Genomic DNA, 20,117 nt, shown 5'->3' on the forward strand with positions numbered 1-20,117 from the left:
TCGTTTGAACATTTTGCCCATGTTTACATAGTATGCTATATCAACATTAGCCCAATAAATCATTATAGAATCAATCTTAAGGGTTATGCAAACGGGGAATGCTCTGATGAAAATAAAATGTTCATTTATTTCGCGTCAGAATTCAAGTGGCCATCATCATTTATATGTACCTGAAAAAATGATGGATCGCCTATCACTTAAACGGCACATGACGTTGAAATGCGGAAATTCCATGCTCGGAATAACATGTTTAGAAACAAAAGCCGATTCATTACAGATTATATTGGATACGGCCGATACATTATTCGCATCTCTACCTAATATAGAAAATATATGGATATCCATTGATGTAAGGAAAGCCATCATTCATGTGGGACCGGTTGTCGCCCTCTTAATCAATCAATCCATTCAATCACACTCTTTAAAAGAATATTTTACAGAGTGTCAGAGCTGGTTTCAACGAAAAGGTGGATTTTTCTACCTGCTTCCCCTTTCCTCATTCGTGGAGAATGGCGCGGAAGGTTACATTCAAAATGGGAATGAATGGGTGTCGTCAAAGGTCCCTCTTCCCCATGTAATTTACAATCGATGTCATTCAAGAAAAATAGAGAGGTCCCCTTCCTTTCGAAGTGCTCTTTCACGCTCTCTGGACCAGGATATACAGTTGTTCAATTCACGCTTTTTGGCAAAAGATGAAGTCTACAATGTTTTAAAGAACAGCCCTGTCCTCAATCCTCATTTACCTAAAACCGTGCAGGGTTTGAATTCACTGGAGGAAATGCTTACAGAATATCAAGATGTATTCGTAAAAGGGGTTCATGGAAGCAAGGGTCGTTACATTATGCGCATCAAGAAAATAGACACTGGTTTCCTCATGAGGCAAAACTCATTTTCATCAGATACGATGATCACATTCCCATCCTACTCAGCTCTTTACAAACAACTCCGTTCCTGGTGCAAGAGTGCCTATTTGGTTCAGGAAACAATCCCCTTTCTGACAGTTGAAGAACAGCCATTAGACTTTCGCTTCCTATGTCACATGAATGGAAACGGTGAGTGGGTTCTGGTTTCGTCTGTGTCGCGGATCGCTGCACACGGACAATTCGTTGCAAATGTGGACCAGGGGGGCCGTATTGAAAAACCCCACATAGCATTACAGCGTTTTTTTTCGCCACAGAAAAGCAGGGAGATCCTGAAAGAGATGAAGGGATTATGTATCAGTGCCTCAAAACTATTAGCAGATAGCGTCGAAGGGCATTTCGGAGAATTCGGTATCGATGTGGGTATAGATGAAAGCGGAAAGCCATGGTTGATTGAAATCAATTCTAAGCCTTCTAAACGACCTTACTTAGAGAGCGATCGAATCCGTCCGTCTGTTAAAGCTCTCTATGAATATGGTTTCGCCAAATGGACTGAATAAGGAGGATACTCTCGATGAATCACTCACTGGGCATCATGACCCTTGTACCACAGGTAACGAACGAATATTTCCTTGAGATCGCAAACCACTCACTTTCCTATCCAATTGACCTTTATTTGTTTTCCCCACAGGGAATATCTCCTTTAACCGAAACGGTGGAAGGACATCATTTCGACAGGGTGGCGGGAAAATGGGAAAAAGACGTCTTTGATATTCCCGATTTCATCTATGATCGGACGTATTATCAGCATGATTTAAGGTCCCGCCAGGCGAGAGCCGTCGTACAATGGATGAAGAATCAGAAGCATATCCGGTTCCTCGGATATGGATTACCAAATAAATGGCATTTATATGAAAAGCTAAGTCAAACGTCCCTTTCTCCTTATATTCCTGAAACCTTTTTAGTATCCGATGGACCGGAGTTACTTAATCTCCTGTCAGAACGCAAAGATATCATCATTAAACCAGTGGACGGTGCTCACGGATTCGCCGTTTACCATCTTGAGGCTGGCTTAGATGAAATCAAAGTCCGGACAACTAAGAAGCACGGAATCATCGAACAATCTTTCCAGAGCGACGAACTTTTTCTAAAATGGGCAGAGCACATCCTCAAACAGCATACCTTCATTTGTCAGAACAGGCTTCTAAACCATACAAAGGAAGGATCTCCATTCGATATGCGCATCCTCTTGAATAAAGATGGGAACGGGGAATGGAGGGAATTTCAGCGGGCGGTCCGTGTTGGCGAAGCAAACGGAATTCTGACGAATATCAGTCGGGGTGCTTCCTATCTTTCCTGCAGTGACTGGAAGTCTACCCATGATTCGGTTTCATGGGACTTTATCGAACAGGAACTACTGTCAATTTTAGAGCATATTCCGATTCTCCTTGAAGAACAGTTTTCTCCCCTGTTTGAAATTGGTGTCGATCTGATCATCGCACAGGATCAGTCCCTTTGGATTCTGGATATGAACTCTAAACCGGGACATAAAGTAGTGAATAGCCTTCAACCTGATAAGCTTTCAGATTTATACAGAGCACCTTTGGAATATTGCACATTTCTATCTTCACAATCTCTTTCATCCTTAAGACGAGGTGATTTCTAATGCTTCATACGTTCAAAGTTGAACAGTTTCAAGATGAAGAATGCATTTTCTACCTCCCTTCCGGCTTCAGACTCGACGAAGATACCTTGCCCCATACAGTGATACTTGGGACTAAAAGGCAATCCGCCAAATGCAAACGCCATCCGAATGGCCGTAATGTGATCGGGATCAGCACAGCTTTGGCTAAGAACATACACCTTCCATCAAAAGTGGATTCTCTCTCCCTGTTCTGTAAGGACGAATGTGTATATGCGGGGGTACTGATCGGCATATTCACGGCTGGATTTACAAGTTTCCGATTAAGTCCTATCGGCCAACGCTCACAGTTCTTTCAAAAGTTGCTATCCGTACAATCTTCATTAGGGGTTATCCCTTTTGTGTTTGGAGAAAAACATATTGACTGGGAAAACGGACTGGTAAAAGGGTTCTTCCATTTTGGAGAAGGATGGGAAATCGAAGAAATCCCGTTTCCCAACGTGATATATGACAGACTTCCGAACAGGAGAAGTGAAAAAAGAAAAACCTACCAGAGTCTGAAGGAAAGGTTGCAGAGAGAGTATGGGATCCCTTGGTATAATCCCGGATTTTTCAATAAACTCGATCTTTTCGAGAGATTGGAAAATGATCAGACCGTGCACAACTTCCTTCCCGAGACCATGTCTTTCCAAACATTAGATGACATAGAGCGGATGCTCTCTGACTATCATCATATTTATCTTAAACCCAAAAATGGAAGTCTCGGCAACGGAATTCACAAAATTACGTATAGCCGCTCATCCGAAGAATATTATTGTCGCTTTAGAGATCACGATCATAAGAACCGATTACTTAAGTTTGATAGCCTTGAGCGTCTCTCCAATACGGTATTCAAAAACAGAAACCTTGAAAACTTCATCGTCCAACAGGGAATTTCCTTACTGAAAGAGAATGGGAGGCCGATCGATTTCAGGGTCCATACGAATAAGGACGAAGAAGGCAACTGGCAGGTCAGCGCAATGGCCGGGAAAGTTGCTGGATCAGGAAGTGTGACGACACATGCCAATAATGGTGGCGTAGTGAAGGTTCTTTCAGAGCTTTTCCCTGATGAAAGAGAAAGGCAGATCATTGAAGATGGATTAATAGATGCCGCTTTATTGTTATCACATGCAATCGAGGAAAATCTGGAAGGATATATTGGAGAAATCGGATTCGATTTCGGCGTGGATGACAACCATCATATATGGATGTTTGAAGCAAATTCAAAGCCTGGCAGATCGATATTTTCACATCCTGAATTAAAGCGTCATGATTTATTAACAAGAAAGCTTGCCTTATCATTTGGGATCTTTCTTACTCAACAAACCGTGCATCATCCCGAGGAAATGATTCAATGAAAATCCTTTATGATCGATCAAAGAGGACCTTTTTCCACGCGCAGGAAGCCATTACGACATATGGATTTGCAAAGAATTCCTTTCTGCTTTCTTCTAAAGATTCTGATCAATGCTATACATTTGAAGTCTCAATCGGTAAGAATACTACGGCAATCCCCTTAATCGGCATTGTCTCGAGTAAAGAAGGCAGCAGCAAATACAGGGGAAACTTTGAATTATTCCGATCGATTCAACAAGACGTGGAAAAAGCCGGCGGAATCTGTTTCGTCTTTTCACCGCAGGATGTCTTTGGGGATACTATATGGGGAATTGTATATCATCACTCTCTGCACAAATGGGTCAGATGCCTGTTTCCGGTTCCGAACGTCATATATAACAGGGTCCCGTCACGGCATACAGAACAAAACCAGTCTTATGAAAAACTTCTCCATTTCATTAAAAAGCATGACATTCCTTTCTTCAACCCCCATTTCTTTAATAAATGGGAGATACATGAGATCCTTTCTAAAAATGAAGGGCTAAAGTCGTATCTGCCGGAAACCAAACTGGTCAGGGACGAAGAAGCCTTTTCGGACTTCCTGACAACCCACAAAAAAGTGTATGTGAAACATTCCCTATCTTCACAAGGAAAAGGGATCAGGCTAATCGAAATCGATCAAAAGGGACGGATACTATGTAAAAGTGTAAAGAAATTGGAGAGATTTGCATCACTTTCACGTCTGCATCAAACATATCAGGAATGGTTTACAGATAATCTTTGGATCATGCAGGAAGCCATTCCTTGTAAAACGCTCCATGATCATCGATTTGATTTTCGCATACTAGTCCTCCATACCGGGGAAGCTTTCAGGTTGATCGGCATCGGTGTCCGCATGTCACAACGTCAGGAAGTGACGACTCATGTGCCTGCCGGGGGAAAGATCATTTCATTGAAAGATGTGGCAGATGCAGAAACAAAAAAAGAAATTTCCCGACTCGTTCATATTTGCGGAGAAGAGCTCGCCAAAACATTCGGCTATGTCGGGGAATTTTCCATCGACTTGGCTCCGAGGGAACAGGGTGGCTTCGTTTTATTTGAAATCAATTCAAAGCCCATGAGCTTTGATGAGATAGAAATCGAAACGAACAGGAGGAAGCAGCTTGTCCGGACGTTCCTCACTCTCAGCGCGAAAAACACGAAAGGTTGAATCATCGTGGAGGACACAAGGTTCAACCTTTTTCTAATTACCGTAATGAGTTATAGATGGTTGAAAATCTGGTGGCATGTTCCTGTTCATCGGTCATAGCAATAAAGAGAGGTTTATATGCCTGCTGATTCGGAATCTCAAGGAGCATATCCCGGTAAAACTCCGCCCCTTCGAGTTCATCCTTCAGTGCACGGAGCACCCCTTCTTTAAAGGTGGTAAAACCCACCTTTTCTTTCTTATGTTCATAATACTCACCCGTTAATAGATAATGGAGGTATTGAAACATTTCATAATGCTCTTTTTCGTCCTTTTGTGCATGTTCAATAAACTCAACATATAATGGGTTATTCGTACGGGCTTTTAACTCTTTATAAAAATAATAACCTGTCCATTCATCACTTATCGCCTTCTCTAAATCACGGATAAACGAATTCATCCTTCGTCCCTCCCCTCTCTCTTCAGTAAATTCTATTAGAGGAGCCATCCAATTATGATACATTTCACGGTATGTCCTACACAGCAATCGGTAAAACGTTTACAATATGGATGGAGGTGAAGAACGATGATCCAACATTTTCAATATCAGAACATGTTCGAGAATAAGCAGCTTCCCGGCTGGACATTTTCCTTTTACTTCAGCGGGACGAAATACACAGGGGCCTACCATAAGGACGGAAGAATCGAATGGACTGGACACATTCCCCCGGGTGAACATGAAGATACACTTAAGAAGCAGCTCCATGAACTGATGCTTTTCCATGTATATGAATAATAACCCTACATAGATTTTCAATTCTTCTTATGTATAACTTCGGCTTCCTTTCTAAAACTAAAGAAAGGAGGCTGATGAACATGAAAAAAGACGATCAATTCCTTCCGGATACCAATTATGAAGGAAGAGAAAAAGCATTCCTCGATGTCGACCGCTTCATCAACGAAGGCATGTCCGGAGGTTCCGTCCACATGAGGGAAAACACCACCAATATCGAGGAAGCGATCGAAATCACGGACTACGAAGAACCACCGAAGTAGAAAAGCGGAAGGGGTTCGCCCTGAGGCGACAAGCATAAGGCGAACTAACCGGAAAGGCGCTTTTGCCTTTTTGGTTAGTTTGACTTATGACCTCGAGCCTCAAGCCCCTGGAGCTGGACAAGTAGAAAAGCGGAGGCGGCTTGGGCAGGCCCGACAAGCATAAGACGAGCCAACCGGAAAGGCGCTCTTTGCCTTTTTGGTTGGCTTGACTTATGACCTCGAGGGACTAGCCGCCGGAGTTGGACAAAAAAGCTGCCCATCGGGAACTCATCCCTTAAGGCAGCTTTTTACATTTATCGGCTTCTGACCAGCATATTGACAGCTTCTTGAATCGCATCTTCGGCTTTGATACCTTCTTCTTCTGATTCACGTATGCAGGCTTCCAGGTTTTTCGCCACTATCAGCCCGATCGTACGGTCAACGGCAGTGCGAACAGCGGATAATTGAGTCACAACATCCTTACAATGTTTTTCATCCTCCATCATTTTCAAGACACCCCGTACTTGACCTTCAAGACGTTTCATTCGATTTGTAACTTCTTTCGTATATTCCATTCAGGACACCCCATAAGAATTTATTCATTCTACAATAGTATTAAATAAAGTGTATTTTTGCAATGATGCATACTTTGATTAGTTGAGCTATTTCAGTACAATATCATTATAACCTTTTTTACTATAATAATGAACAAAGAGGGATCACATGTTTACACATTTACGTAAAAAATACCCCGGTATCATTATCCAGCACCATTATCCTACTAGCCTTGAATCCAATAAGGTTTGGTTTACGGACGAGCGAGAGGATGAATATGCAGGAATTGATAAATCAGAGATCTCACAGGGGGAACTGGATTTATTAAATTGCCTGTTCCGAGAGGTGGAAGCCCCATCTGTCAATGTGAATGATTCTTCCGAGTCCATAGAGTGGTATAACTATTTACTGAAGAATGGGCCGATGCCTTCTACATATAGCGGAGATTTTCGCGTCATTCAATTCAGTATGAAGGAAACTCAGAATCAATTCGAGCTGAAAGAAGCGTTTCAGCATTTATTCCCCCACGGGACCATCCTTGTTTTTCATGCCGATCGCATGGGACTGATCATTGAAGAGAAAAGCGAATGGGTATTGGATGAGGAGCAGCTGCTGTCGATATCCCATGTGATTGAAGCGGACTTTTTCGTCAGCCCTTCTTTTTATATCGGACAATTTCACGAATTGAATGCTGGATTCCCTGCTTTCTTCGCCCATGAACGGGAACTGTTTTCATTTTCCAAAACGATCCAGAAGCAGGCATTCATTCAAACATCGGTAACGGTCCTGCCTGAGTTCGCCCTCCATCACCTTCCAAAGGAATGGGAGGAGCATCTGTTTAAAAAGGTCGTTGACACCTTTAGGGAAGACTCCGAACTGATCCATACCGTGAAGGTTTTCCTTGAAAATCAATCCAATATCAGCCAGACCGCAAAGAAATTATTCATGCATCGAAATAGCGTCCAATACCGGATTGATAAATTCATTGAAAAAACGAATATTGATATAAAAAGTTTTCAAGGTGGGATTCTCGCTTATTTTGCCTGTTTGAGCTTCCAATCTGACAACTTGCCCAATAACGATTAAGCAACTTTGTGCAGGTTGACCATATTCTTTTGAATCCGCTTTCTCTACAATGAACACATAGATGAAAACGATTGCAATTTGAGGAGGAGAATATAATATGGCTGAATTAAAACTTGAACATATTCACAAAATTTATGATAGTAAGGTAACGGCTGTAAATGATTTTAACCTGCACATTCAAGATAAAGAGTTTATCGTATTTGTAGGGCCATCAGGTTGTGGGAAATCCACTACCCTGCGGATGATTGCGGGACTTGAAGAAATTTCAAAAGGGGATTTCTCCATTGACGGTAAGCGCGTGAACGATGTTGCTCCAAAAGATCGTGACATCGCCATGGTTTTCCAGAACTACGCCCTTTACCCACATATGAGCGTATATGATAATATGGCATTCGGCCTTAAATTACGTAAGTTCGATAAACAGGAAATTGATCGCCGAGTACAGGAAGCAGCTAAAATCCTCGGTCTTGAAGCATTACTGGACCGTAAACCGAAAGCATTATCAGGTGGTCAGCGTCAGCGTGTGGCCCTTGGCCGTGCGATCGTACGTGATGCGAAAGTATTCTTGATGGATGAGCCTTTATCCAATCTTGACGCAAAGCTTCGTGTACAGATGCGTGCGGAAATCGCTAAGCTGCACCAACGCCTCCAAACAACGACGATTTACGTTACACATGATCAGACAGAAGCGATGACAATGGCTACACGCATCGTTGTCATGAAAGATGGAGTCATCCAGCAAGTGGGATCACCTAAAGAAGTATATGATAAGCCGGAGAACGTTTTCGTTGGTGGTTTCATCGGTTCCCCTGCCATGAACTTCTTCCACGGTTCCCTTGAAGATGGGAAGTTCGTTATCGGAAAGACGAAAGTCTCTGTACCTGAAGGGAAAATGAAAGTGCTTCGCGAACAAGGTCATGTAGGCAAGAGCATCATTCTTGGTGTGCGCCCTGAAGATATTCATGATGAGCCACTCTTCCTGGATACGGCTGAAGGTGCGAAAATCACTGCTAAAATCGAAGTATCCGAATTAACAGGTGCTGAAACGATGCTTTACTCTCAATTAGAAGGACAAGAGTTTGTCGCACGTGTTGACTCTCGTACTGATATCGTTGCAGGTCAAACGATTGATCTTGCATTCGATATGAACAAAGCTCATTTCTTTGATTCAGAATCTGAGTCAAGAATCCGATAAATAAATAAGAAAATGGCGCACCCCTAAGAAAGGGATGCGCCATTTTTATTAAAACTCCGTCAGATCTATACTTTTCCCCTCTTCTTCCCCACACCTGATGCATGTAAAGAGGTGAAGACAGGTATCAGAACAGCTGCTATTCGGAATGCCGTCGGCTAACTGTACATGCTGTATATCCATATACGCACTGTACTCATCATAAAAATCATAATATCTTCCCTGATCAATTGTAGAGTCCCCGCACTTCTTGCAAAGCCCTTTATATTCAACGATCCCGTTACATAATGCGCAAGCTTTCATGCTGTGTCACCATACTTTCAATCTAATTCATTGTATAGTGTTATCCTTTTTACATTCACGATGATTTATGTAGAAAACTTGCAGGGATTTAAAAGGAATAAATTCCCTGTGACCACCCTGAATATAATTCTTAGGAAAAACCATAATACCTAGTAACAAGGCAGCAACAAGCCTTCTCTAAACCTCGCTGGGTTACGCCATATATAGATGGTCGCTCATGGAATAGCGGGCTGGTGCAACTCCAGCTGACCCAACCAAAAAAATCTTACACATTTTAAGGAGATGACAGATTATGCAACAGCAACAATCTCGCAGCAATTCATCTAACCAACTAGTAGCTCCAGGAGCTCAACAAGCAATCGACCAAATGAAGTACGAAATCGCTTCTGAATTTGGCGTACAATTAGGACCAGATGCAACAGCTCGTGCTAACGGTTCTGTAGGTGGAGAAATCACAAAACGCCTAGTTCAAATGGCTGAACAACAAATCGGTGGCGGGTACCAAAAATAATTAGCAATTTCATATGAATGGATTAAGCCCCCGGTCATCTTTCCGGGGGCTTTCATGTTGACTGGCTAGGAATTGACTACTAGACATCAGTTCTTACAGTCACGTATTATTGACCATATTTGCAGGGTTGATCCATTGATCATATTGTTCTTCCGTGAGGTAACCTGATTCAATGGCTGCTTCTTTTAAGGTGGATCCATTTAGGTGGGCCTTTTTCGCAATCTCGGCTGCCTTTTCATATCCGATGTGTGGATTTAAAGCCGTCACAAGCATCAATGATCGTTGCACAAAGTCTTCAATCACCTCAGTATTAGCTTCAAGCCCCTTCACACATTTATCATTAAAGGATTTGATTCCATCGGTGAGAAGGCGGACGGATTGAAGCATATTATAAATGATAACCGGTTTGAACACATTCAATTCAAAGTTTCCCTGGCTGGCTGCAAATCCGATTGCTGCATCGTTTCCGAAGACCTGCGTCGCAACCATCGTCACGGCCTCACTTTGTGTAGGATTCACTTTCCCGGGCATGATGGAACTTCCCGGTTCATTAGCAGGGATCGAGAGTTCTCCGATACCGCTTCGGGGACCGCTAGAAAGCCACCTGACATCGTTGGCCACTTTCATTAAATCTGCGGCTAACGCCTTAACCGCACCATGTACGTACACCATTTCATCATGGGATGTCAGGGCGTGAAACTTATTGTCAGAGGAAACGAACTTGATCCCAGTCTGGACTTCCAATTGTTTCGCAACCTTGTCACCGAACGTGGGATCTGCATTGATACCTGTTCCTACGGCTGTTCCTCCGATGGCCAAGTTGACTAGACGCTGTACCCCTTCTCTAGTCATACTATAGGATTTTTCCATCATGGAGCGCCATCCGCTGATTTCCTGACCCAGTGTCAAAGGAGTGGCATCCTGAAGATGCGTGCGTCCGATCTTTATTATGTCCTTGAATACATGTTCTTTATCTTTCAGTGTTGCAATGAATTCCTGAAGTACAGGAAACAGCTTTGACTCGATTTCCTGAAAAGCCGCAATGTGCATAGCAGTCGGAAACGTATCATTGGAACTTTGGGACATGTTTACATCATCATTAGGGTGGACCAACTCACCTGAACCATTCTCGGCCAGAATTTCATTGGCACGATAGGCAACCACTTCATTTACATTCATATTGGATTGTGTTCCGCTCCCCGTTTGCCAGACAACCAAAGGGAAATGTGTGTCCCACGTCCCATCAAGGATTTCGTCGCAAGCCTGCCCGATTGCCTTCATTTTGTCTTCAGACAGCTTTCCGAGTGAATGATTGACCACTGCAGCCGCTTTCTTCAGCTGTGCGAAGGCATATGTAACTTCGATGGGCATCTTTTCAGTTCCAATTTGGAAATTCTCTTTGCTACGCTGGGTCTGGGCACCCCAATATTTTTCTTTCGGCACCTTCATTTCTCCTATTGTGTCACGCTCTATACGATATTCCATGCTCATTCCTCCCTTAAAAAGTATTGTCTACTTCCATATTTCCACTAAATCGTTTCATCTAACCTTTTTCTGAAAAGTTTATTAGCTACATTTGACTTTATTCACAACTAAATTAACTAATTCAACTGTTAGGGAACTTGGAATCTGCCTTTTGAATGGCAGTGAGAAAGAATGAGCGTACGTATTAACATGGAATAAAGAAAATTCGACACCACGGCACGATTATCCGAGATCTCGCATGAAAAACTTACTTCTCGCACGATTATATCTAGTCTCGCACGATCCCCCTAAAATCCCGCATGATTATCATGAAGATGGTGTTCAAATGTTAAAATCTACTCTACTCTTGACCCTGTACTCCTTTCAAACATGCTTATCCAGCTAAAACAGACAAACTAAAGGGCAAATCGCTTGAATGGTGAGAAATATAAAAGCTAGTGTACCTTTCCTTCGCTTTATTGATAATGAGTTCCAGCATATAAAAAAGATGAATGGGCACATTCCCCATCCATCTCTATCAAGACTACTGTATTAAGTTCAAGAATTGTTTCGTCCGTTCATTCTTCGGGTTCTCGAAAACTTGTTCAGGTGAACCTTCTTCCACGATGTAGCCGCCATCCATAAAGATCACTTTATCGGCTGCTTCTTTCGCGAATCTCATTTCGTGAGTGACAACCACCATGGTCATCCCTTCTTCGGCAAGATCTTTCATTACCTTGAGGACCTCTCCCACAAGTTCGGGATCGAGTGCGGACGTCGGCTCATCGAAGAGCATCACTTCAGGCTCGATGGCAAGGGCTCTTGCTATCCCCACCCTTTGCTGTTGACCACCTGAAAGTTGGAATGGATAATAATCAATCTTATCACCAAGACCGACTTTTTCGAGCAGTTTGATGGCCTTTTCGCGTATCTCTGATTTTTTTCGTTTCTGTACAACGGTCGGTCCTTCCATGACGTTTTCGAGTGCAGTCATGTGAGGGAACAGATTATAGTTCTGAAATACCATCCCTGTTTTTCTTCTTAGTGAGATAAGCTCCTGCTTGGATACCTTATTATTGAAATCAACGGTGGAACCACCTATCGAAACAGTACCGTCATTCGGGATTTCAAGGGCATTTAAGCAGCGGAGGAACGTTGTCTTTCCTGAACCAGAAGGACCGATCAGGACGATGACCTGTCCTTTTTCGACTTCTACATTCATTCCTTTTAATACTTCTAACTGATCAAATCGTTTTGTTAATCCTTTAATGGAAATCATGTTCAATCTCCTTTTATTTTACTTGGCAATGTACCGATCCAGTCGGTTCTCTATACGACCTTGTATAATGGATAAAATAAAGCAGATGACCCAGTAAAGCAGCGCTGCTTCCATGTACATAAGTAAAAACTCATAGTTGGTAGCCGCAATTTCCTGTGCCTTCCTGAACATTTCCGTCACTAGAATCAAGGAAGCAAGTGACGTATCCTTCACCAGACTGATGAAAGAATTTGATAACGGAGGAATGGATACCCTTGTTGCCTGCGGCAGGATGATTCTCTTTAAGGCTTGAGAATACGTCATGCCGATGGAATAGCCGGCTTCCCATTGTCCTTTCGGAATCGATTGAATCGCGGCACGGACGATTTCTGACGAATAAGCACCTTTATTTAATGTGAAAGCGATGATGGCAGAAGGGAACGGATCAAACTTGATCCCCAGAGTAGGTAACCCATAGAAAATGATAAATAACTGAACGAGTAAAGGGGTTCCTCTTATAGCAGAAACATAAAACCTTGCAATCCCCCGTAAAATTGAAATATTCGACAGGCGGGCAAGGGCAGTCAGAACAGCCAGGATCATCCCTAAAGCAAATGAAATGAGCGTTAGAGGTATAGAATAATACAAAGCCCCCTCTAACATTGGAAGCAGGGAGCTCTGTAAAATATCAATCATTGCTTGAGGATCCTGGTAAATACTACTTAGGAGATACATCTTCTCCGAACCACTTATCAGAGATCTCTTTGTACGTACCGTCTTCCATCATTTCCTCTAACGCTTTATTCACTTCTTCTACCAGCTTGTCGTTGCCTTTACGGAACATCAAACCACTTTGACCGGCGTCTTCAGCTTCTGCGGCAATTTTTACATTTGCATTCGGCTGTTTCTTCAGGTAATCAAGGATTGAAATCTTATCGTTCACTGTTACATCCACTCGGCCTTGCTCAAGTAATTGGATGGATTGTGATAGACCTTCCACCCCTTGAATTTTCGCACCATTTTTTTCAGCGATATCGCGGTAGTTACTAGTCAGGGATTGGGCAGATGTCAATCCTTTGATGTCCTCAAATGAAGTAACATCTTTGTTATCTTTTGATACAACAACTACTGCACTTGATTCAATATATGGTTTAGAGAAATCATATTTCTTCTCGCGGTCTTCACGGATCCCTACCTGGTTTGCAATCATATCAAAGCGTTTGGAGTTCAACCCTTCAAACATTGCATCCCATTGTGTTTCCTGGAATTTCGCTTCCACACCAAGGCGCTTCGCTACCTCACGAGCAATTTCCACGTCAAAACCTGTCAGCTTTCCAGCTTCGTCATGGAATGTGAAAGGAGGGTATGTACCTTCCGTCCCGACGAGTAATTCGCCGTCTTCCTTCACTTTATCGTAAAGAGATGTTTTCCCATCATTCGAATCACCGTTAGATTCTTCTTTATCTTTAGATTGACCACATGCAGCTAATACCATGGATAAGGCGATTAGCATGATGATGGATAATTTCCACTTTTTCATCGTAAAACCCCCACTATTCTTATCGGATTTAAATTTGTTACGATTGTCATCATAAAACGTTATGGGAAATAAGTCAATATAAAAGTTTCATTTCGAGATTTTTTCATCTCGTTATCTAGTATGTAACTCTGAATCCATTATCATGTAAAATCCCTCAATATAAGATACACTATCTTTTAGAAGGAAACGGGAGGTCATGATGATGAAAATTGCGTTATTCGGGAGTACGGGCCGGGTTGGTTCCGTAGTCCTTCAACAAGCATTGGCTAAGCATGATATAAATCGTTTAGTCCGGAAGAACAGTTTGGAACACGTGAAAGGAATACAAATGATAGGGGATGTACTGAACGAAGAAGACGTGATGAGGACCGTAGAAGGAACGGATGCTGTGATCAGCTGCCTGAATACAGATAAAAATGATACGCTTTCAAGAAGTATGCCGATTCTATTAAAAGCCATGAGGCATCATGGCTTAAAACGGATCATTACTTGTGGTACAGCAGGTATCCTCCAGTCTCGATACGATTCAACCCTTTACCGCTTTCAATCAAGTGAATCAAAAAGGAGGAGCACAGTTGCTGCAGAGGACCACCTGAGAGCCTTTTTAATGCTGCAGGCATCAGAGATGGATTGGACGGTCGTTTGTCCCACCTATTTACCAGATGGTGTGAGACTGGGGAATTACAGGACGGAAAAGGACGTTCTGCCTGAAGGCGGCAAAAGCATTTCCATGTTCGACACAGGAGATTTCATCTTTAAACAACTTGAGGACGACTCCTATATTAGGAGCCGGGTCGGTATCTCATATTGAACACTAAAAAACGGGACTGAAAATCAGTCCCGTTTCTCCGTTATTTGAATATGGTAGAAATGATCTCGTCCGTGGTCATCCCACTTTCGACTTCGAATGTACCTGGGCGCAAGTCGTTTTCAACACCCCGGTTTTCGACTTCTTTGTAAAAATCCAAACCGCTCTTAATGATGTTCGCCTTCTCCAGGGCATTTCCGACATCGATGCTTGTCATACCTGTAGAAACCGTTAGCATCGTTTTGTATATCACCTTACCGTCGGTGTTATCTTCTTTCTTCTCTGCTGTCTTGTCTTCCTTCTTTTCGTTCATGGCTTGAAGCTGCTTCTTCCACTGATCTTCTGTATGTATGACATAGCCCTTTGAAGTCAAATTCTTTACCATGTCGTCCTCTGACAGCTTTTCTACTTTGGCAGATTCAACTTTGCCTGTACTTTTTGCTTCTGATGGACCGAACAGATAAACAGCCCCGATCAAAGAGGTTGATATTAAGATCCCTGCAGCAAAACTTCGCAATGTATTCGATGTCACTGTCATTGTGCCACTAAGCCCCTTTCACCTTTTTGAACCGTGAAAGGCAAGAGCATTTGCTCAACTTCTATGGGCTTAAGCTTTGTTTTACCTGCTATACTTTCAATGGAGTAGCCTCTCTTATACAAATCAAGCATTTCACGAAGCATCTCACGTTCTTCTGATTCAGCAGGTACAGCCCCTGCCTGCTGAGCAGTGATTTCTGCATCCAGTTGAATATTTCTTAATTGCATTTCCAGTTCATGCACCTCATTCAAAACATTGATTGATACATGCTCTATCTGTTGCTCAAGCTTTGAGTTTGTTTGTGTCGTTTTAATAAACGATAAAATGAGCAGCACAACTGCTGACCCAAATAAAATGGCGATTGCCCATCCCATCATAGGATCCTCCCTTTATGAAACTTTTTTATCAATTAAATTATACATTGATAACGGCGAAATTTCGATTTAAAACGACAAAATACCACGAAAGTCCTGTTTTCTTAACAGGAAATTGTATTTATGGTGGAATGACAGAGTCCATTTGGTTCGTTTAAGGATCTATTTCAAACCAAAAAAGAAAAGCATCCGACTCCCATCGTCAGATGCCTTCCCTCTATTATCCAGCCAGATCCCCTTTCGACCCCTGCTGGAGCTGGTACATTTGATAATAGCGTCCCATCCGCTTCATCAATTCGTCATGATTGCCTCGCTCCACAATTTCACCACGATCCAATACAAGGATTTGATCGGCCTCTTTAATCGTAGAGAGTCTGTGAGCAATGATGAAGGTCGTTCTGCCTTTCTTCAAAACCTCCATCGCTTCCTGAATGATCGCTTCGGTCTCTGTATCGATGCTCGAAGTGGCTTCATCCAGGATCAGGATAGCCGGATTAAACGCAAGTGCCCTGGCGAAAGATATCAGCTGACGTTGACCGGATGATAGCGTACTGCCTTTCTCGATCACCGGCTCATCATACCCGTTCTCCAGATTCTTGAAGACTTTTTCAGCTCCTACGGCATTGAGTGCCGCCTCCACCTGCTCCCTTGAAATCCTGGGATCGTCTAAACTGACGTTCGAGGCGATCGTCCCCGTGAACAAGTAAGGATCCTGAAGGACGATTCCCATATGCTCACGAATCGTCTGATAGGGAATGTCGACGATGTCATTTCCATCGATCAGTATTTTCCCTTCATTGCTATCATAGAAGCGGAATAAAAGATTCATGATCGAGCTTTTCCCTGAACCAGTGTGTCCCACCAAGGCAACGGTTTCCCCTCTGTTTGCTGTAAACGAAATATCTTTCAGCACATATTCATTTTCCTTATATCCAAAGAAAACATGCTGGAAGCTTACATTTCCTTCGTACCTGCTCATTTTCTCATCTTCCACTGGAGTTCCAGTCTCTTCCAACAGTTTGAAAACCCGTTCTCCAGCCACCAGTGCCTGTTCGAGGTTTGCAAGCTGATTCACTATACCCGTCACAGGCTGGAACAATCGGTTGATGTAATCGACAAAGGCATATAGTACGCCGAGCGTGACCACAGACCCCACTCCGATAGATGCGCCTCCGAAATACCATATAAATGCCACGAAGGTAATATTCCTTAAAACCCCCACCAGATTATGAGAGGTCATTGAATTTAAGCTTAGTAATTTATTTTGATATTTGAAGTGTGTTTCATTCAAGTCTTCAAATTCTTCGTTTGTTTTCTTTTCCCTGCTGAATGCCTGAATGATGTTCATACCCTGTATGGATTCATTGATCATGGCATTGATATCACTCACTTTCGATCTGATGATGTGATTGTATTTAGACGCATAAATGCGATATAGATACGTCCACAGTACCAGTATCGGAATGAGGATCAAGCAGAGTGCAGCCAATTTCACATCAAGGATAAATAAAGCAATGTATATCCCGATAATGTAAATCGTACTGGAAAAGAAGGTCGACAGCACTGTCACATACAATTCCCTGATTGCCTCAGTGTCATTCGTGATCCTGGCGACGACCTTCCCCGCCGGAAGATTATCAAAATAGCGGATCGGCAGCTTCTGGATGTGTTGAAATACATCATTTCGCATTTTTTGAATGACACGGTTAGCCGCCTTCTGTAAATAGAAGCGCTGACCATATTGGAAAAAGGAAGAGACGACAAGCAACCCAAAATAAAAGGCGATCAATTTAATGATCTTTGGGATTTCAGGATTGAAAAATTTTAATAGCTCATCTCCAGTCAGCTTCTCGGCAGGGTAGGTGGCAGTCTTTTCACCTTTCGCAACCGTCATCTTATCTGATTTAACCGTACGTTCACCATCAAAGGATACGGTGGCCGGAACGAAATAGAACGATCTGCCTACCTGAAGGATGCGGACGTCTTCTCCTTTCGTCTCTCCTTCCATGAAATATTGTTCACGTTTATACCATTTCCCGTTATAAGGTACAGCATCTTTCCCCTCTACAGTCTCATACCAGGTGGATTCAATGCCGAGAATATGGTTGTCGATCAATTTTTTTGCAATGAATGGTCCTGCAAGCTCTGCGGCAACTGATACAGTGAGCATCAAAAGGGCAGCGATAATGATTTTTTTATACATAAGGGCATATTCGGTTAGTTTTCTTCCGACTTTCATGCGCCCACCTCCTCCAGTGAGGAATCTTCAACTTGTTGACGGTCGAATTGTTCTTTATACCAGCCGCCATTTTCAAGGAGTCGTTCATGAACTCCTTCTTCTACTACTTTCCCATCTTCGAATACGATGATCCAATCCGCATGCTGTACAGCCGATAGACGGTGAGTGGTAATGATCGTTGTTTTTCCTTCACGTTCTGTTCGAATATTGTCTATGATCTTGGCTTCTGTCTTTGCATCGACAGCTGATAACGAGTCATCCAGAATCAGGATTTCCGGGTTCTTGATGAGTGCCCTTGCAATGGATATCCGCTGTTTCTGGCCACCTGAAAGAGCTACCCCTTTTTCTCCTACTAGTGTCTTTAATCCATCAGGGAGCATTTCAAGGTCTTTCTTGAAGTCAGCCAGCTCAATGGCTCTTTCGAGATCACTCTCTTTAGCATCATGTCGTCCGAACAGAATATTCTCTCTTACGGTCCTGGAAAAAAGAACATGATCCTGCGGGACATAACCTATCCAATCCCGTACCTGTTGAATACTCAACTCACTGATTGGAACCCCCCCGATGGAGAGGGTTCCTTTCCCCGCCGGATATTCTCTCAGAAGCTGCTTAATGAACGTCGTTTTCCCGCTTCCGGTCTTTCCGACTATTCCAAGGGTACCACCCTTGGCGATATTCACATTGATATCGGTCAGATTCAGAACCTGTGAAGAAGGGTACTTAAAGTCCACTTCCTTAAATCCGATCTGTTCAGGCGAGTCCATCCATTTTGGGTCTTCTGAATCCCGTACATCCTGCACATAATCAAGTGTCTCCTGAACCCGGTCAAGCGAGGCATTCCCCCGTTGCATGACATTGATCAATTCTCCGATCGCAAACATCGGCCAGATCAGCATCCCGAGATACACATTGAACGAGACCAGCTCACCCAGGGTGATCGTCTGATGGAAGACAAGATAAGCGCCGTAGCCAAGGCCGATTAAATAACTCAATCCTACCAGGACTTTGATGGTCGGTTCGAAAAGAGAATCGATCCTTGCCACCGCTATATTTTTGTTGAACACGTCTTCCGTCATATCGGAGAACCGCTTCTCATCAGCCCTTTCCTGTACATACGCCCGGATCACCCGCACACCTGCAATCGACTCGAGAACTTTGTCATTCAAGTCCCCGAATGAATCCTGGGCATCTGTGAACCGTTTATGAATCCTGGCCCCATATACCTTCATTAACAACGCCATGATCGGCAAAGGTATAATGGCTGCTATCGTAAGTTTCCAACTAATCAGGAACCCCATAGTAAACAGGATCGTTAACATAAACACGCTTGAATCGATCAAGGTCAGAACCCCGAAGCCCGCCGTAACGGAGATGGCCTTCAAATCATTGGTTGCCCTCGCCATTAAATCCCCTGTACGATTCTTCTCGAAGAATGTAGGCGTCATTTTCAACAGATGTCCCATGAACTTGCTGCGAAGTTTCCTCTCTACAAGGAAGGCGCCACCAAATAGTTGATACATCCATACATAGGTCATTCCGTAAGATATCAGGGCGATGCCTGCTATCATCCAGAGATACTTGCCCACCACACTCCAAGTCATGTCACCGAGGTGTATGTCATCGATGGCATTGCCCACAAGCTTTGGAGGCATAACATCCAGGATTCCGACAATCGTCAATAGGACGATCGCCACTGTATACCTCTTCCAATTTTCAATAAAAAACCATGATAATTTCTTAAAAATACTAAACATTTCAGCCTACCTCCCCCATATTGTTTTCTTTACTATCCGCCTTCTGTCTCCACAGCAGACATCATTTTCTTCAATTGAACCATTACCATCATCTTTTCCTCCCCTTAAAAATGGATATTATATGTGATCAAGGATTCCCTTGGGTCCACCGTACAGTAGAAAAACATAAAAAAGACGGACGTCAAATGGCGGTCAGAATCAACATTCCCCTTATAGGGGGTATGCGAATCTGTCGTGCCTTATAGACGTCCGTCTTCAATATTGGACATAAAAAAGCACAGATTATATACATAACCTGCGCTCATGGATTCAGATAAAATCGTTTAGGAGTTAACGGTCATGTGATGATATGAAATTGATTTGAAAAGCCGCTTGCGCTCCTTGAGATCTATACACAT

The 20,117-nt window shown here is 43.0% G+C and carries 21 protein-coding genes; 10 read left to right on the top strand and 11 right to left on the bottom strand.

Going from position 1 to position 20,117, the window contains the following annotated elements:
• Positions 1-106: 106 nt before the first annotated feature.
• From KYJ26_RS02040 to KYJ26_RS02055, 4 genes are read left to right on the top strand one after another with little or no spacing between them, the layout of a single operon-like run.
• Complete coding sequence (locus tag KYJ26_RS02040; protein WP_219165690.1) at positions 107-1,420, top strand: YheC/YheD family endospore coat-associated protein; 1,314 nt, start codon at positions 107-109, stop codon at positions 1,418-1,420.
• A gap of 14 nt (positions 1,421-1,434) precedes the next feature.
• Positions 1,435-2,526, top strand: a complete 1,092-nt coding sequence (locus KYJ26_RS02045) for a YheC/YheD family endospore coat-associated protein (RefSeq protein WP_219165691.1) — start codon at positions 1,435-1,437, stop codon at positions 2,524-2,526.
• Positions 2,526-3,899 carry a YheC/YheD family endospore coat-associated protein gene (locus KYJ26_RS02050; RefSeq protein ID WP_219165692.1) on the top strand — a complete coding sequence of 458 codons (1,374 nt, stop codon included), beginning with the start codon at positions 2,526-2,528 and terminating at the stop codon, positions 3,897-3,899. The genes KYJ26_RS02045 and KYJ26_RS02050 overlap by 1 nt, the downstream gene beginning before the upstream one ends.
• The gene (locus KYJ26_RS02055) at positions 3,896-5,086 is read left to right on the top strand and encodes a YheC/YheD family endospore coat-associated protein (protein ID WP_219165693.1); all 1,191 of its coding nucleotides are present in this window, start codon (positions 3,896-3,898) and stop codon (positions 5,084-5,086) included. Before KYJ26_RS02050 ends, KYJ26_RS02055 begins: the two co-directional genes overlap by 4 nt.
• A gap of 37 nt (positions 5,087-5,123) precedes the next feature.
• Here the strand turns inward: KYJ26_RS02055 and KYJ26_RS02060 are convergent, their stop codons facing one another.
• Positions 5,124-5,522 carry a ferritin-like domain-containing protein gene (locus KYJ26_RS02060; RefSeq protein ID WP_060670520.1) on the bottom strand — a complete coding sequence of 133 codons (399 nt, stop codon included), beginning with the start codon at positions 5,520-5,522 and terminating at the stop codon, positions 5,124-5,126.
• Positions 5,523-5,648: 126 nt separating this feature from the next.
• On the opposite strand from KYJ26_RS02060, the gene KYJ26_RS02065 reads away from it, so the two are divergent.
• Positions 5,649-5,858 (top strand): YheE family protein, encoded by a 210-nt coding sequence (locus KYJ26_RS02065; RefSeq protein WP_206852824.1) that lies wholly within the window; start codon positions 5,649-5,651, stop codon positions 5,856-5,858.
• A gap of 80 nt (positions 5,859-5,938) precedes the next feature.
• The gene (locus tag KYJ26_RS02070; protein WP_219165694.1) at positions 5,939-6,118 is read left to right on the top strand and encodes a hypothetical protein; all 180 of its coding nucleotides are present in this window, start codon (positions 5,939-5,941) and stop codon (positions 6,116-6,118) included.
• A gap of 293 nt (positions 6,119-6,411) precedes the next feature.
• Here KYJ26_RS02070 and KYJ26_RS02075 read toward each other — a convergent pair whose 3' ends face one another.
• On the bottom strand, positions 6,412-6,672 hold the full coding sequence (locus tag KYJ26_RS02075; protein ID WP_206852827.1) for a metal-sensitive transcriptional regulator: 261 nt from the start codon (positions 6,670-6,672) through the stop codon (positions 6,412-6,414).
• Positions 6,673-6,820: 148 nt separating this feature from the next.
• Between KYJ26_RS02075 and KYJ26_RS02080 the strand changes: the two genes are divergently transcribed.
• Positions 6,821-7,738, top strand: coding sequence for a PucR family transcriptional regulator (locus KYJ26_RS02080; protein WP_219165695.1), 918 nt, complete (start codon positions 6,821-6,823; stop codon positions 7,736-7,738).
• A gap of 97 nt (positions 7,739-7,835) precedes the next feature.
• A complete protein-coding gene (locus KYJ26_RS02085; RefSeq protein WP_219165696.1) occupies positions 7,836-8,933 on the top strand; it encodes an ABC transporter ATP-binding protein in 1,098 nt (365 codons plus the stop codon).
• A gap of 48 nt (positions 8,934-8,981) precedes the next feature.
• On the opposite strand, the gene KYJ26_RS02090 is transcribed toward KYJ26_RS02085, so the two are convergent.
• On the bottom strand, positions 8,982-9,233 hold the full coding sequence (locus KYJ26_RS02090) for a hypothetical protein (RefSeq protein ID WP_219165697.1): 252 nt from the start codon (positions 9,231-9,233) through the stop codon (positions 8,982-8,984).
• Positions 9,234-9,525: 292 nt separating this feature from the next.
• On the opposite strand from KYJ26_RS02090, the gene KYJ26_RS02095 reads away from it, so the two are divergent.
• Entirely contained in the window at positions 9,526-9,744 is a 219-nt protein-coding gene (locus KYJ26_RS02095) for an alpha/beta-type small acid-soluble spore protein (RefSeq protein ID WP_034763234.1), read from the top strand.
• Between the two features lie 99 nt (positions 9,745-9,843).
• On the opposite strand, the gene fumC is transcribed toward KYJ26_RS02095, so the two are convergent.
• The 4 genes from fumC to KYJ26_RS02115 all read right to left on the bottom strand — a co-directional run bounded on the left by fumC (position 9,844) and on the right by KYJ26_RS02115 (position 14,006).
• The gene (fumC, locus tag KYJ26_RS02100; protein ID WP_219165698.1) at positions 9,844-11,229 is read right to left on the bottom strand and encodes a class II fumarate hydratase; all 1,386 of its coding nucleotides are present in this window, start codon (positions 11,227-11,229) and stop codon (positions 9,844-9,846) included.
• A gap of 523 nt (positions 11,230-11,752) precedes the next feature.
• Positions 11,753-12,487 (bottom strand): amino acid ABC transporter ATP-binding protein, encoded by a 735-nt coding sequence (locus KYJ26_RS02105; RefSeq protein ID WP_219165699.1) that lies wholly within the window; start codon positions 12,485-12,487, stop codon positions 11,753-11,755.
• An 18-nt stretch (positions 12,488-12,505) separates the two neighbouring features.
• Positions 12,506-13,201, bottom strand: a complete 696-nt coding sequence (locus tag KYJ26_RS02110; protein WP_219165700.1) for an amino acid ABC transporter permease — start codon at positions 13,199-13,201, stop codon at positions 12,506-12,508.
• Positions 13,185-14,006 (bottom strand): amino acid ABC transporter substrate-binding protein, encoded by an 822-nt coding sequence (locus KYJ26_RS02115; protein WP_219165701.1) that lies wholly within the window; start codon positions 14,004-14,006, stop codon positions 13,185-13,187. Before KYJ26_RS02115 ends, KYJ26_RS02110 begins: the two co-directional genes overlap by 17 nt.
• A gap of 202 nt (positions 14,007-14,208) precedes the next feature.
• Between KYJ26_RS02115 and KYJ26_RS02120 the strand changes: the two genes are divergently transcribed.
• On the top strand, positions 14,209-14,817 hold the full coding sequence (locus KYJ26_RS02120) for an NAD(P)-dependent oxidoreductase (RefSeq protein ID WP_219165702.1): 609 nt from the start codon (positions 14,209-14,211) through the stop codon (positions 14,815-14,817).
• A gap of 40 nt (positions 14,818-14,857) precedes the next feature.
• Here the strand turns inward: KYJ26_RS02120 and KYJ26_RS02125 are convergent, their stop codons facing one another.
• From KYJ26_RS02125 to KYJ26_RS02140, 4 genes are all read right to left on the bottom strand, one after another.
• A complete protein-coding gene (locus tag KYJ26_RS02125) occupies positions 14,858-15,352 on the bottom strand; it encodes an endolytic transglycosylase MltG (protein WP_257474849.1) in 495 nt (164 codons plus the stop codon).
• Positions 15,349-15,729, bottom strand: coding sequence for a hypothetical protein (locus KYJ26_RS02130; RefSeq protein ID WP_257474850.1), 381 nt, complete (start codon positions 15,727-15,729; stop codon positions 15,349-15,351). The genes KYJ26_RS02125 and KYJ26_RS02130 overlap by 4 nt, the downstream gene beginning before the upstream one ends.
• Before the next feature lie 217 nt (positions 15,730-15,946).
• Positions 15,947-17,965 carry an ABC transporter ATP-binding protein gene (locus KYJ26_RS02135; protein WP_219165703.1) on the bottom strand — a complete coding sequence of 673 codons (2,019 nt, stop codon included), beginning with the start codon at positions 17,963-17,965 and terminating at the stop codon, positions 15,947-15,949.
• Positions 17,962-19,719, bottom strand: a complete 1,758-nt coding sequence (locus tag KYJ26_RS02140) for an ABC transporter ATP-binding protein (RefSeq protein WP_219165704.1) — start codon at positions 19,717-19,719, stop codon at positions 17,962-17,964. The genes KYJ26_RS02135 and KYJ26_RS02140 overlap by 4 nt, the downstream gene beginning before the upstream one ends.
• Positions 19,720-20,117 lie beyond the last annotated feature (398 nt).

The organism is Rossellomorea orangium (genome assembly GCF_019334305.1).
Taxonomy (GTDB): domain Bacteria; phylum Bacillota; class Bacilli; order Bacillales; family Bacillaceae_B; genus Rossellomorea.